Origin of the sequence: Allobosea sp. BE125 (assembly GCF_031456075.1) — a bacterium.
Classification (GTDB): Bacteria; Pseudomonadota; Alphaproteobacteria; order Rhizobiales; family Beijerinckiaceae; genus Allobosea.
This window is the reverse complement of sequence record NZ_JAVDTY010000001.1, coordinates 188,935-202,802: the sequence shown is the minus strand read 5'-3', so window position 1 is coordinate 202,802 and position 13,868 is coordinate 188,935. Positions and strand designations below refer to the sequence as shown.

13 protein-coding genes are annotated in these 13,868 nt (G+C 67.0%); 9 read left to right on the top strand and 4 right to left on the bottom strand.

Going from position 1 to position 13,868, the window contains the following annotated elements:
- The first annotated feature begins 95 nt into the window (after positions 1-95).
- Positions 96-494, top strand: coding sequence for a RidA family protein (locus tag J2Y55_RS00970; protein WP_310146711.1), 399 nt, complete (start codon positions 96-98; stop codon positions 492-494).
- Between the two features lie 497 nt (positions 495-991).
- Positions 992-2,704 (top strand): mucoidy inhibitor MuiA family protein, encoded by a 1,713-nt coding sequence (locus tag J2Y55_RS00965; RefSeq protein WP_310146709.1) that lies wholly within the window; start codon positions 992-994, stop codon positions 2,702-2,704.
- 183 nt (positions 2,705-2,887) lie between these two features.
- Here the strand turns inward: J2Y55_RS00965 and J2Y55_RS00960 are convergent, their stop codons facing one another.
- Both J2Y55_RS00960 and J2Y55_RS00955 read right to left on the bottom strand, forming a co-directional pair.
- Entirely contained in the window at positions 2,888-3,466 is a 579-nt protein-coding gene (locus J2Y55_RS00960) for a tyrosine phosphatase family protein (RefSeq protein ID WP_310146707.1), read from the bottom strand.
- 230 nt (positions 3,467-3,696) lie between these two features.
- Positions 3,697-4,896, bottom strand: coding sequence for an MFS transporter (locus J2Y55_RS00955; protein ID WP_310146705.1), 1,200 nt, complete (start codon positions 4,894-4,896; stop codon positions 3,697-3,699).
- Positions 4,897-5,011: 115 nt separating this feature from the next.
- On the opposite strand from J2Y55_RS00955, the gene J2Y55_RS00950 reads away from it, so the two are divergent.
- The 4 genes from J2Y55_RS00950 to J2Y55_RS00935 all read left to right on the top strand — a co-directional run bounded on the left by J2Y55_RS00950 (position 5,012) and on the right by J2Y55_RS00935 (position 9,304).
- On the top strand, positions 5,012-5,833 hold the full coding sequence (locus tag J2Y55_RS00950) for an AraC family transcriptional regulator (RefSeq protein WP_310146700.1): 822 nt from the start codon (positions 5,012-5,014) through the stop codon (positions 5,831-5,833).
- 257 nt (positions 5,834-6,090) lie between these two features.
- Entirely contained in the window at positions 6,091-7,383 is a 1,293-nt protein-coding gene (locus J2Y55_RS00945; protein ID WP_310146697.1) for an adenylosuccinate synthase, read from the top strand.
- A gap of 31 nt (positions 7,384-7,414) precedes the next feature.
- On the top strand, positions 7,415-8,644 hold the full coding sequence (locus J2Y55_RS00940) for a histidine kinase (RefSeq protein WP_310146695.1): 1,230 nt from the start codon (positions 7,415-7,417) through the stop codon (positions 8,642-8,644).
- A 39-nt stretch (positions 8,645-8,683) separates the two neighbouring features.
- A complete protein-coding gene (locus J2Y55_RS00935) occupies positions 8,684-9,304 on the top strand; it encodes a GyrI-like domain-containing protein (RefSeq protein WP_310146693.1) in 621 nt (206 codons plus the stop codon).
- Positions 9,305-9,330: 26 nt separating this feature from the next.
- Here J2Y55_RS00935 and J2Y55_RS00930 read toward each other — a convergent pair whose 3' ends face one another.
- Entirely contained in the window at positions 9,331-10,281 is a 951-nt protein-coding gene (locus J2Y55_RS00930) for a polyprenyl synthetase family protein (protein ID WP_310146691.1), read from the bottom strand.
- A 155-nt stretch (positions 10,282-10,436) separates the two neighbouring features.
- Between J2Y55_RS00930 and mtgA the strand changes: the two genes are divergently transcribed.
- A complete protein-coding gene (gene mtgA, locus J2Y55_RS00925) occupies positions 10,437-11,156 on the top strand; it encodes a monofunctional biosynthetic peptidoglycan transglycosylase (RefSeq protein WP_310146689.1) in 720 nt (239 codons plus the stop codon).
- 174 nt (positions 11,157-11,330) lie between these two features.
- Positions 11,331-11,516, top strand: coding sequence for a 50S ribosomal protein L32 (gene rpmF, locus J2Y55_RS00920; protein WP_069688448.1), 186 nt, complete (start codon positions 11,331-11,333; stop codon positions 11,514-11,516).
- Between the two features lie 94 nt (positions 11,517-11,610).
- On the opposite strand, the gene J2Y55_RS00915 is transcribed toward rpmF, so the two are convergent.
- Positions 11,611-11,835 (bottom strand): hypothetical protein, encoded by a 225-nt coding sequence (locus J2Y55_RS00915; RefSeq protein ID WP_310146686.1) that lies wholly within the window; start codon positions 11,833-11,835, stop codon positions 11,611-11,613.
- Positions 11,836-12,011: 176 nt separating this feature from the next.
- Here J2Y55_RS00915 and J2Y55_RS00910 point away from each other — a divergent pair, with 176 nt between their 5' ends.
- The gene (locus J2Y55_RS00910) at positions 12,012-13,703 is read left to right on the top strand and encodes an EAL domain-containing protein (RefSeq protein WP_310146684.1); all 1,692 of its coding nucleotides are present in this window, start codon (positions 12,012-12,014) and stop codon (positions 13,701-13,703) included.
- Positions 13,704-13,868 lie beyond the last annotated feature (165 nt).

Below are 13,868 nucleotides of genomic sequence, written 5' to 3'. Positions count from 1 at the left end.
AAGCGTATATCAAATCGCACCACCTGTTGTGAAGTCCCGGCGCCGATGGCCACACCGGCTTCGCGCGGGACAGCGATATCTGAAAGGACCATGACATGATGCAACGCACTGCTGTCTTCCCGGCAAACCGCCATGCTCTCTACGAAGCGCATGGCTATTCGGCCGCGATCCGCTCCGGCGATCTGCTGTTTGTTTCCGGCCAGGTCGGCAGCCGTTCCGATGGCTCGCCGGAACCGGATTTTGCCGGTCAGGTAAGGCTGGCTTTCGCCAATCTCAAGGCGACCCTTGCGGCAGGGGGCTGCGGCTTCGACGATATCGTCGATGTGACGACCTTCCACACCGATCCCGAAAACCAGTTCGGAACCATCATGGCCGTGAAGAGCGAAGTCTTCCCGCAGGCGCCCTATCCGAACTGGACCGCGATCGGCGTCAACTGGCTTGCCGGCTTCGACTTCGAAATCAAGGTCATCGCCCGCATTCCCGGCGATGCCTAGGCAGACCCGAAACCCTCGTAGCGAAAGCCGGCGAGACTGTCGGCGCGCGCTTCATCGAGAGGCGCGGCGAACCCTTCTCCCGCATCGAAGTCGGGTACGCCCGACTTCGATACTCCAAGTGCTGAACCCGGGCATATCTGGGTTCAGTGAGAAGGGCAGGGATGGGGGTGTGTCGCCGATTCACTTATCTGGTCAAACCCTTGAAATGGGACGAGCCGAGCTATCTCAGCGTAGACCCTCTGGGATCGATCGGCGGCCGATGCTCAGCACCACGATCGACCTTCCGCCGTTCTGACCCTACGGCCAGGCGCGAAGCCCTGACGTTGCGAGAGGGCCGCTTCCAATCGAGAACGGTTCTGCGCCACCCGCTCCCGCGTCAACACCTGTGGCGCACTCCGTCACACCCTTCCGCAGTCCGGCCCAATTCCGCCTTTGCCACGTCGAAATCGGGCGTGCTTTATCGCGGGCATCGTGATTTGGGAGGGGACACCGTTATGATGAGCCGACTGGCCGCTGCCTTGATCGTCGCGCCGAGCTTTGCCGCCGCCGCCGAAATGGACCTCGCCTCGCGGATCGACCGCGTCACCGTCTATCCCGACGGGGCGGTGATCACCCGTCTCGGCCGGGCCGAGCTGCTGCAGGGCGCCTCGCAGATCGTCCTGCGCGGCCTGCCGGCGACGATCGATCCGGCTTCGATCCGCGTCGAGGGTAAAGGCGACGGCTCCTTCTCGATCGGCGCCGTCGATGTCCGCCTCGCCCCGGGCGACGCCAAGCCGCTCGACAGCGTGATCGAGGCCAAGCTCAAGGCTCTCCGCGATGAGAAGGCCGTGCTCGACGGCCAGGCTGGCGCCATCGAGGCCAAGCGCGGCACGATCGAACGCTTTGCGCAGACCGGCCCCGACAAGCTCGGCCCTGATGGCAAGGCGCTGCCAGTCGCCGACTGGCCGGCGATTTTCGATGCGATCGGCACCGCGCTGGTCAAGGTCAATGCCGAGCTCAGGACTGTGCGCGGCCGCGCCGCCGAGATCGAAAGCGAGATCGCGGCCCTCGAACGCGCCCGCCCCCAGACGGGGCGCCCCGGCGCGCCCAAGCGCGATGTCGCCATCGCTGTCGAGGCCCCTGCCCCCGTCGCGGCCGAGTTCACGGTGAGCTATCGCGTCGCCGGGGCGAATTGGACGCCGCTCTACGAGGCCAGGCTCGCCACCGGCAGCGCCGGGGCCAAGCCCGAGATCAATTTCATGCGCCGCGCCGAATTGCGACAGCGCAGCGGCGAGGACTGGGCCGATGTCGCCATCACCCTCTCGACCACCCGCTCGGCCGGCGGCACGCGGGCGCCCGATCTTGCCCCGATGCAGGTGATGTTCTTCGAGCCGCAGGAAATCTATCAGGCTCGCGAGCGCGCCATGGAGCAGGCCAACAGACAGGCGAAGGAGCGTGCCGCTGCTCCCGCCATTGCCCGTGCGCCGGCGCCACGCGGCTTCGATGCAACGCAATCGCTGGAGGACGGCGTCGCGCGGCCGGCGACGATCGCGGCCTCGACGATCGAGGCCGGCGCCTATCAGGCGAGCTTCCAGGTGCCCGGCCGGATCACGGTTCCGCAGGACGGCTCCTCAAAAGCCGTGCTGCTGAGCCAGAGCAAGGTCAGCCCGAATCTGAGCGCGCGGACGACGCCCGAGCTGGAGGAGAAAGCCTATCTCGAAGCCGCCTTCACCCATGAAGACGAGGCCCCGTTGCTGCCAGGCGAGGTCTTCCTGCATCGCGACGGCGGCTATATCGGCAAGGGCCGGATCGGCCTCGTCGCCTCCGGCGACAAGGTCGAGCTCGGCTTCGGCGCCGACGACAAGCTCAAGGTGACGCGCGCGCCGGTCAGGCGGCGCGAGAACGACCCGACCTGGCTCGGCCAGAGCCGCACCGACCTGCGCGAGTTCCGCACCGTGGTGAAGAGCCTGCACGCCCAGCCCGTGAAGGTCACCGTGACCGAGCGCGTGCCCTTCTCCGAGAGCAGCGCCATCACCATCGAGACCTTGCCGCAGACCACGCCGCCGACCGAAAAACAGGTCGGCGACAAGCGCGGCGTCCAAGCCTGGACCTTCGACCTCGCCCCCGCGACCGAAAAGGAGATCAAGCTCGCCTACCGGATCAAATGGCCGGGCGACCGCGAGGTGACCTTCCAGCCCCAGGCCATAGCGGAACCGCGCTTGATGCGCTGAGGCGGCAGGTTACTACCTTCAGCCCGGAACCACCCCCGTCATTCCGGGCATGCCGCAGGCATGAACCCGGAACCCACGACTGGGCCGCCACCGACCGTTTCGGGCGCTCACCCGGTCGTAGGTTCCGGGCTCGGCCCTACGGGCCGCCCCGGAATGACGGCGTGGTTCCGATGCCAACCGCGCTCACAGCGCCATCTTGAGCTCGCTCTGCCGGCCGAGCCGGGTCATCCAGTCCTGATATTGCGGCTGGACCTTGAGCTGGTGGCCGTAATGGCGGCGCAGCGCTTCGACCAATCGCCCGCCACGGTCGAGCTGCTCGTCGGCGAAGCCGATCATCACCGAATTCGGCCAGGCCTGCGGGCGCACGCTGCGCAGGCGCTCGAACAATTCGTCCTCCCTCGCCTCGCTGTCGTTTTGCGCCATCAGCGACAGCATCGCGGCGGTCGAGCGCGAAATGCCCATATGGCAATGCACCAGGAGATGGCCCTCGACGCGGCCGGCCACACCCTCCCGCAGGCTCTCGCCGAAGCCCAGGATCGCCTCGACATGCTTCGGCTGCGGATGGGTGTAGCCCTGCGAGGGACCGAGGATGTCGTGGAAGCGCAAGGTGACGCGGTGATGCTCGCCATAGGCACCGAAAGCGTCGAGCTCCGCCAGGCCCGGGTCGAGCAGGGAGAGGACATGGGTGACGCGGCGCTCGCTCTGCGCCGGCAATTCGTCGATGCCGCAGATCGTCAGGGTCGAGATGGCGAGCGTCTTCATGCGGGAGCTCCGGCGGCTGGAGAGAGCTGCCGGCATAGAGCCGGATGATCTCAGATGGAATCACGAAGTGATCACATCTGAGATCTGAATCCGTCTCTCATCTAAAAGCGAGAGCAGGATCAATGCGAAAAACCGGCTCCCACTTTTTCGCATCCTGCTCTTGCGAGCCGCCCCCTTCGCGGCAACCGCCGCGGATGATGGCCTGCCCTGCAGCCGGAGCCGCCAGCCTCCTACCCCGCGCGCGGAAGGCGCGGCAGCAGGATGGTGAGCAGCCCCAGCAGCGGCAGATAGGAGCAGATGCGGTAGACGAAGGCGATGCCATGCGTGTCGGCGAAATTGCCGAGCAGCGCCGCGCCCAGGCCGCCGGCCCCGAAGGCAAAGCCGAAGAACACCCCCGCGATCAACCCGACGCGCCCCGGCACCAGCTCCTGCGCGAACACCACGATGGCCGAGAAGGCCGAGGCGAAGATCAGCCCGATGACCACGCTGAGCACACCCGTCCAGAACAGGTTGGCGTAGGGCAGCAGCAAAGCGAAGGGGATGACGCCCAGGATCGAGAACCAGATCACGAAGCGCGCGCCCATCCTGTCGCCGATCGGCCCGCCGAGAAAGGTGCCAGCCGCGGCCGCCGCCAGGAACAGGAACAGCATGAGCTGCGCCTCGCGCACACCGAGCCCGAACTGGTCGATGACGTAGAAGGTGAAATAGCTGGAGATGCTGGCCATGTAGACGTTCTTCGTCGCGGTCAGCAGCACGAGGATGCCGAAGGCAATGGCGACCCGCCCCTGCGGCAGCGGCAAGGCGCGGCTGGCGGCGGGCTTGCCCGCGTTCTGCTTGCGATGAGCCGCATACCACGCCCCGACGCGCCAAAGCACGACGACGCCCAGCATCGCGACGCCTGACAGCCAGGAGACGCTGCCTTGTCCGAAGGGCAGGACAATGAAGGCCGCCAGCAGCGGCCCCATCGCCGAGCCAATATTGCCACCGACCTGGAAGAGCGATTGCGCCAGCCCGTGCCGGCCGCCGGAGCCCAGCCGGGCCACCCGCGACGCCTCCGGATGGAAGATCGCCGAGCCGAGCCCGATCAGGCAGGCGGCCGTCACCAGCAGTGTGAAATTGCCGGCATTGCCGAGCAGGATCAGCCCGAGGAAGGTCGAACCCATGCCGACGGGCAGGGAATAGGGCATCGGCCAGCGGTCGGTCGCCATGCCGACGAGCGGCTGCAGCAGCGACGCGGTGACCTGGAAGGCCATGGTCAGAAGCCCGATCTGGACGAAATCGAGCGCGTAATTCGCCTTGAACAGCGGGTAGAGCGAAGCGAGCAGCGACTGCATCAGGTCGTTGAGCAGATGACAGAAGCTCACCGCCAGCAGGATCGACGTCGTCGTCTTCTCGATGCGGGGCTCTGCCCCCGGAAATGCCGCAACCATCTCGAAACCTCTTTCGCGCCGCCATTCGGCGCGCCATGCCGGGTTCCTTCTACAGGCCTTGCCGCTGACCTTCATTCGTGTTTTGGTCAAAAACTTTCGCGATTGGGCCAAGGTTATGACGAAACTGTCGGCGCCGACGGTCGCAGCACTCGACGAGAGCCACCGGCACAGTGTCGGCAAAATCTACCATGCCGGCAGCAGCGTGATCGTGCATCGCTCGGACGATCCCGCCGGCTACACCGTGCCGCCGCACAGCCACAGGCATATCCAGCTGCTTTGCGTCTTCTCCGGCGTCGTGCTGCTTGCCACCGGGGTCGGCTGCTGGATGATCCCGCCCGGCCACGCCTTGCTGATCCCGCCCCATCTCGAACATTCCGTCGAGATGATGAGCGACGTCAGCATGCGTTCGGTCTATCTGCTGCCCGGTGACGACGCGCTCGCCGAACGCTTCCTGCAGGTGCTCGCGGTCACGGACCTCGTCCGCGGCCTGATCATCGAGGCGATTCGCCTGCATGACGCCAGGGTGGAAGGCCGCAAGCCGCAACTGGTGCTCGACCTGCTCGCCGAGGAGGTCACGACCTTGGCGCCCCGGCCGCTCGGCCTGCCCTTCCCCACCGACGCCCGGCTCTCGGCGCTGTGCCGGGCCTTCATGGAGGCACCCTCCGCCCATCTGCGTCTCGACGCATGGGCGGACAGGCTGGCAATGAGCCGGCGAACCTTCACACGTTTCTTCCTGCGTGAAACCGGCCTCAGCTTCGCGGCATGGCGCCAGCAGGCCTGCCTGTTCGCCTGCCTGCCGAAGCTCGCCGCCGGCGCCCCGGTGACGCAGATCGCCATGCTGGCGGGCTATGACAATGTCGCCGCCTTCACCACGATGTTCACGCGCCGCCTGGGAACCCCGCCGCGCGCCTATATGCGTCGCTCCTTGGCGGGCTGAGCGGCGTCGGGCCTGTACCGCTCGTGTTTTGCGGGCACGCCCATGCAGCCTTATCGATCGCCAATGACCGCACTGCGACGCCGCCCCGAACCACGCGACCGGCGACATCGGACATGCACAGCCTTGACCTCGCCGCAGTGTTGCCTCATGAGGGCCTGCAAGAACCTGCCTTACAAACCCCGGTCTTGCGCCGGGGTTTTTCATGTGCGCGGCGCTTGCGTGGGATCAAACAGGCAAGACAGCAGGACACCTGGACCATGGCAAATGTGGTGGTGGTCGGCGCCCAGTGGGGCGACGAGGGCAAAGGCAAGATCGTCGACTGGCTGTCGAGCCAGGCCGATGTCGTAGTCCGCTTTCAAGGCGGCCATAATGCCGGGCATACCCTCGTCATCGACGGCAATGTCTACAAGCTCTCGCTGCTGCCCTCGGGCATCGTGCGGCCCGGCAAGCTCTCGGTCATCGGCAACGGCGTCGTCGTCGACCCCTGGCATCTGGTCGAGGAAATCGAGCGGCTGCGCAAGCAGGGCGTCGCGATCAGCCCTGAGAACCTGCGCGTCGCCGACAACGCGACCCTGATCCTGCCGCTGCATCGCGAGCTCGACCATTTCCGCGAGACCTCGAATGCCGGTCTCAAGATCGGCACGACCAAGCGCGGCATCGGCCCGGCCTATGAGGACAAGGTCGGCCGCCGCGCCATCCGCGTCATCGACCTGAAGGATCCCGCGATCCTCGAGGCTAAGATCGAGCGCCTGCTCGCCCATCACAATGCGCTCAGGCGCGGCCTGGGCATCGCCGAGGTCGACGGAACGGAGTTGCTGGCGCAGCTCACGACCATCGCGCCGCAGATCCTGCCCTATGCCGACACCGTCTGGGCGTTGCTCGATGCCGAGCGCCGCGCCGGCAAGCGCATCCTGTTCGAGGGCGCCCAGGGCGCCCTGCTCGATGTCGACCACGGCACCTATCCCTTCGTGACCTCCTCCAACATCGTCGCCGGCCAGGCAGCGACCGGCTCGGGGCTGGGCCCCTCCGCGGTCGGCTATGTGCTGGGCATCGCCAAGGCCTATACGACCCGCGTCGGCGAAGGCCCCTTCCCAACCGAACTCTTCGACGAGATCGGCGAACTGATCGGCCAGAAGGGCAAGGAATTCGGCGTCGTCACGGGGCGCAAGCGCCGCTGCGGCTGGTTCGACGCCTGCCTGGTCCGCCAGACGGTAAAGACCTCGGGCATCGACGGCATCGCCTTGACCAAGCTCGACATCCTCGACGGCTTCAACGAGATCAAGGTCTGCACCGGCTACAGGCTCAATGGCGAACTGCTCGAGCATCTGCCCGCCGGACAGAGCGACCAGGCCCGCGTCGAGCCCGTCTATGAGACGATCGAAGGCTGGGAAGGCTCGACCGCGAACGCCCGTTCATGGGCCGATCTGCCGGCCCAGGCGATCAAATATGTCCGCCGCATCGAGGAACTGATCGGCGCGCCCGTGGCGGTGCTTTCGACCAGCCCGGAACGCGACGACACCATCCTCGTCCACAACCCTTTCGAGGGTTGACGGGACCAGCCAACATCGACAAGTGAGGCCAATGGCCGATTTCTATCCCATCCTGGCACGTGCGATCGCTGGGTTGCCCGACAAGTCGTCTGCGGCGCGGCGGGCCGTCTATGACCGCGCCAGGACCGCGCTCGTCGCGCAGTTGCGCAGTCTTGACCCGCCGCTCGGCGAGGCCGAGATCATGCGCGAGCGGCTCTCGCTCGACGAGGCCGTGGCGAAGGTCGAGGCCGATTACGGTGAGGGACCGGCGCAGCCGCCAGCCCAGGCCGGGCCGGTCTTCCGCCCCGCCGTCACGCCCGAACCGGCCCGCAGGGAGGTCACGACGCCTCCGGCCGCCATCGCGCGAGCGGTACCGGAGTCCGAGCAAACCCAGGATGACGGGCGCTTCGAGGATCCGCTTCCGGAAGCCGCCGAGCAGCAGACGATCCGTCCCCGCGTCGCGCCCCGCCGCGAACGCCGCGTCAATCCCGGCCATGTCCGCACCGCCATCGTCGGCGGCGGCGTCGCCATCGCGGTCGCGGCGATCGCAGCCGCCGCCTACTACGTCAACAAGATCAGGCCGCCCGAGAACACGGCGCGCAGCCATGTCGAGACCCCGGCCCAGCCGGCGCAGCCCGATGCCGCCGGCAAGCTGAACGACCGCGTCGGCGATGCCGGAGCGCCGCCGCAGACCCGGCCGAACAGCAATGCCGGCGCCCCCGCGCAGGGCAGCGAGATCACCGTCGCGCAGCGCGCCATCCTCTACACCGAGGTCTCCGAGAGCCCGCAGCAGCCGCGCACCGTGAACGGTCGCGTCTTCTGGCGGCTGGACAGCGAGAGCGCTGGGCCCGGCCGGCCGGTCGAGACGATCGTGCGTGCCACGATCGAGGTGCCGGAGGCCGGCATCGGGCTCGACTTCACCATCCGCCGCAATACCGATACGGCCTTTCCGGCCTCGCATATCATCGGCCTGCGCTTCACCAGTACAGGCACGACAGCGCCGGAGACCATCCGCGAGGTCGGCGTGCCGCAGTTCAAGACCGACGAGAACGAGCGCGGCGCGCCCTTGTCGGCGATCAACTCTGCGCTTGGCGAGAACCTCTTCGTCGCGGCCCTGTCGAACGTGCCCGTGGAGGTCGAGCGTAATCTCGATCTGATCCTGAACCGCAACTGGATCGACGTGCCAATCCGCTTCGCCTCGGGCAAGCGCGGCATCCTGACCTTCGAGAAGGGTTTCCCGGGCAGCCAGACCCTGGCCGACGCTTTCGGCCGCTGGCGTTAGAGCCGCGCTTTTTAGCTGGGGTCTACGAGGATGGCGGCGATGGTAGAGAAGCTTGATTTCAGAAAGCTTCTCAAGCCGCTCCTTAACCCGCCCGCCGGAGAGTTCGTTTCGGTCGAAGTGCCGCAGATGCAGTTCGTCAAGGTGGATGGCGGAGGCGATCCCAACACCGCTCCAGCTTACCGTTCGGCGGTCGAATGGCTCTACGGGGTCAGCTATGCCATGAAATTCGCCGCCAAGGCAGCGCTCGGCAAGGACTATGTCGTGCCGCCGCTGGAAGGATTGTGGTGGGCAGACGATCCCAAGAGCTTCATCACACGCGAAAAGGACCGATGGCGCTGGGCGATGATGATCATGGTCCCTGATTTCGTCGCCCCCGACATATTTGAGAACGCCGTGGCCAAGACGGGCGGAAAACGCGGCCAGCCTCCGCAAAGCCTACGCCTCGAACCCCATAGCGAAGGGCTATCGCTTCAGACCCTGCATCTGGGCAGCTATGATGACGAAGGTCCGATCCTGGCCAGGCTCCACGGCGAGGTGATGCCGAACCAGGGGCTGGCCTTCAACGGGCCACACCACGAGATCTATCTGAGCGATCCGCGCAAGACTGACTCGGCCAAGCTCAAAACGATCCTGCGCCAGCCGGTGAAGTTCAAGGCGTAGGTCGGCTTCCGGTCACACCAGGCTCGTCAGCTCGTGCGCTCCGCAGCGAAACGCGCTGCCGCGCGCAGCATGTCCGCTTCACGGCCGAAGCCGGCCAGCGCCGCGATGGCATCGGCGCTCAGGCGGTCGCGCTCGCGCTTCGCCGCGTCCAGCCCCAACACGGAAACCAGCGTCGCCTTGCCCTTGTCCTGGTCCTTCGCCGTCGCCTTGCCGAGCGCCTCGGGCGTGGCCTCGATGTCGAGAATGTCGTCTGCCACCTGGAAGGCAGCGCCCAGCGCCCGGCCGTAACGGACCAGCGCGACGCGCGCCTCGGGCGCGGCGCCTGCGATCAGCGCACCGATCTCGACGCTCGCCGCCAGCAGGGCGCCGGTCTTCATCGCCTGAAGCCGGCGGATCTCGACCTCGGTGAGGCTGCGCGGCCGGCCGCCATCGAAGCGCCCCTCCGCCGCAAGGTCGAGCATCTGCCCGCCCGCCATGCCCCCTAACCCCGAGGCGCGCGCCAAGGCCAGCACGAGCGCCGCGCGGACCTCGCCCGAAGGATGCGTCGCCTCATCCGCCATCACATCGAAGGCCAGCGTCAGCAGGCTGTCGCCAGCCAGGATCGCCGTCGCTTCATCATAGGCCTTGTGCACGGTCGGACGGCCGCGGCGCGTATCGTCGTCATCCATCGCCGGCAGGTCGTCATGGACCAGCGAGTAGCAATGCACGAGCTCGACCGCAGCCCCCGCCCGCAGCGCCTGGCCCGCATCGCCACGCAGCAGCCGCGCGGTCTCCACCGTCAGGAAGGGCCGCAGCCGCTTGCCTCCGCCGAGCGCGCCATGGCGCATGGCCGAGAGCAAGGGCTCAGGCCTGGCGATCTCGCTCTCGCGTGGCGCAGGCGACAGCAGCGCGTCCAACAGGGACTCGATCGCCTGCGCCGTCCGTGCGAGGCTGGAGGCAAGGTCGCCGGTCTCGGCGGTGGGCAGGGCGGAACTCATGCGTGGATCTCGCATTCGCCGTGAGCGCGGGATGCGGGACGGTGGCAACCGGTGTCTCGCATGAAGCCTGCCCTCACCAGGTGATGAGAGCACCGATTGCCGGAGCCGGCCGGCACCGTCAAGCCGAGGACAGCAAACCAAGGGGATGTGAAGGCATGGCGGCAGGAGAGCGGACGGCACGGCGCGGACTTTTCGCGCGCCTGATTCGCTGGATCGGCCGGCTCGTGCTCGGCCTGCTGATCGTGCTGGCGCTCGGTCTCCTGCTCTATCGCTTCATCCCGGCGCCATCGACCCTGATGATCGGGCGCTGGCTCAGCTTGCAGCCTGTCGAACGGCAATGGGTGCCGCTCGACCAGATTTCCTCAGCCCTGATCCGCTCCGTGATCGCCGCCGAGGATCAGCGCTTCTGCGCCCATTCCGGCGTCGACTGGATCGAGCTCAACACAGTGCTCGACGATGAGGACGGGCCCAGCCGAGGCGCCTCGACCCTGACCATGCAGACCGCCAAGAACCTCTTCCTCTGGCCTGGCCGCTCCTACATCCGCAAGGCGCTGGAAATCCCGCTGGCGCTGGCGATCGACCTCGCCTGGCCCAAGCAGCGCATCATAGAGGTCTATCTCAATGTCGCCGAATGGGGCGATGGGCTGTTCGGCGCAGAGGCCGCGGCCCAGCGCTATTTCAAGAAATCGGCGGCAGGGCTGACCGGGCCGGAAGCCTCCAGGCTCGCCGCCGCCTTGCCGAATCCGAGCGCGCGCGACCCCGGCCGGCCGAGCCGCAGCCTGCAGGCAGGCGCGGCGCGCGTGCAGCGACGCCTCGGACAATTGGGTGCGCTCGGCAACTGCGCGGTGCCCGAGGGCGAGGAGGACATGGACTGATCCCCAGGCCATGGCTTCAATTCATGGGCTGGCCCTGCGACTTTTTCGCATCCCGCTCTAGCCAGCGCCCGCCGCAGCGTGTATGGGCAACGCCTCACGAGATTGATCCGTCGTCGTGACGGCAGCGCGGCCTTGAGCCAAGCGCTTCCGGACGGCGGCACGATGGAGATTACTATGGCCGTTCCGAAGAGAAAGACGTCGCCGTCGAAGCGTGGCATGCGCCGCTCGGCCGACGCGCTGAAGCAGCCCACCTATATCGAAGACAAGAACTCCGGCGAACTGCGCCGTCCGCACCATGTCGATCTGAAGAGCGGCATGTATCGCGGCCGCCAGGTCCTGAAGGTCAAGGCCGAGGCCTGATCGCCTCAAGGCCCAGCGCCGGGCCTTGCGCCCGACGCTAACGAAACAAGCCGGCCGCGAGGCCGGTTTTTTCTTTGGAAGACGAACTCAGCCGTCAGAGGCGCACCGGCCTGCGATCCCTGAAAATCGTGGTCGCCTTGAAGGTTTGGGCCGCCTCATAGACGCGCGCCGCCTCGCGCGGCGTCTCCCGCCCGGACCGGGCGAAGGGGCCGATCTCGGCCCGGCAAGCTGCAAGCTGCAGCAGCACCATGGCGAGATCAGATGCCGAATCGGCAGCGAACGGGGCGCGGCTGCGGCTCTGATCGTCGAAATCCGTCATGTCCCGCTCCGAAACATTGGGTCAGTCTAGGAGCTGAATTTGCAAAGTTATAGCCAAACTTAACGGCGCGTTAAGGCTGAAAGCCGCATCGTTTCGAAACATTTCCCGATCCGCCCGGGCCAGGACGAGACGGCATCGATCCGCATCGTTCGATCAGCCCCATTGAGGCCCGCCCGATGCCTGCGCCGTCGATCCTCAGCCCCCGCGACGACAGCCACATCGATCCGCGCAGCCTGCTCTCCTCGATCGGCGAGGTCGTCTACGCTTGGGACATCGTCCATGACGCCCTGAGCTGGGGACCCAATGCGCACGAAGTCCTCGCCGGCGTCTCCGACACAGTCATGAGTCGCGGCCTCTCCTTCGCCGGCCTGGTCGAGCCCGGCAGCGGCCGCAGCCGCTACGATGCGATCTTCTCCGCCAGCGGCCAGGACCAGGGCGAGGGCGTGGTCTACCGCACCCGCTACGCCGCCGACCTCGCCGGCCGCAAGATGTGGATCGAGGACGCCGGCCGCTGGTTCGCCGGCATCGATGGCCGCCCCGCCAGCGCGCGCGGCGTGCTGCGCCTGGAGCGCGCGGTGAAGCCCGACGAGCTCAGCCCCAGCAGTGGCGAACTCTGCGACCGCACCGCATTGGTCGAGCGCGTCGAACAGGCCTTGGCCGAACATCTGCCGGCCGAGCGCGTCGTCGTCGTGCTCGTCGCGGCAATCGACGAACTGACCCGGCTCAACGACGATTTCGGCCATGAGGCGACCGATGAGATCATCGGCGTGGTGCAGGAGCGCCTGCGCTCGGTGATGCGCCGGCGCGACCATCTCGTGCGCTATTCCGGCAACCGCTTCGCCATCCTGCTCACCGGCTGCCCGCAGAACCAGGTCGAGGCGGCTGCGCGCCGCTTCATCAAAGCCGTGGCCCAGTCAGCCATCGAGACCGCGCGCGGCATCGCCCTGGTGCGCCTGCGCGTCGGTGCAGCGATTGCGCCCGACCTCTCGACCCATGCCGGAAGCCTGGTCGCGGGCGCCGAGAACGCGCTCGCCAACGCCAAGGCCGGAGCGATAGACGCCGCCGTCATCGCCAAGCGCAGCGACATGCGTGAACCCGCCGTGACGCGGCAGGGTTTTGATCTGCAGGCCGTGGCCGCCCTGAACGAACGGCGCGTGCAGCTTGCGCTGCAGCCGGTCGTCCGCGCCCGCCAGCGCGACACCGCCTTCCATGAGGCGCTGCTGCGGGTCGGCCAGGGCGAGAACGGCCTCTTCTTCGCCCCTGCGGAGCTGATTCCGCTGCTGGAACGGCGCGGCCTGATCCGCCTGTTCGACCACCGCGTCCTCGAACTCGCGATCGACATGCTCGTCGATGAGCCCGACCTGTCGCTCTCGGTCAATGTCTCGCCGCGCTCGCTTGCCGATCCCGAATGGCTCGACGCCTTCCTCGCCTGCACCAATGCCGCGCGCGGCGTGGCCAAGCGCCTGATCGTCGAGGTCACGGAGACCGCGACGATCGATGACCCTGTGCGGGTCGCCAAGCTGCTCGGCAAGATCAAGGCCCAGGGCGCGCGCATTGCGATCGACGATTTCGGCGCGGGCCACACCTCGCTGCGGCACCTGCGCGCCTTCCCGATCGACATCCTCAAGCTCGACGGCGCCTTCACCCAGAATCTGCGCCGCTCGACCGACGACCGCTTCTATGTGCGCACGCTGATCGACCTCGCCCGCCATCTCGGCGTCGAGACCGTCGCCGAATGGGTCGATGACGAATTGCAGGCGACGATGCTGACAGATTGGGGGGTGACCTATTTGCAGGGTCACCTGATCGGCAAGGCCGCGATCCGGCCGAAAGCCCAGGCCGGGACGCGCGAGCGCGTGGCCGGCTGAGCGCGGGCTCTATGCATCAGACCGAATACCGTATTCGGTCTGATGCGGCATGAGCTTTGATTTGATATCGGCCTGCCCCGACAATCGGTTCCCACTTCTCGGGCCGATGCTCCGGTAGTCCTGCATCGGCTTATCCCGAAAACCGGTTCCCACTTTTCGGGCCGA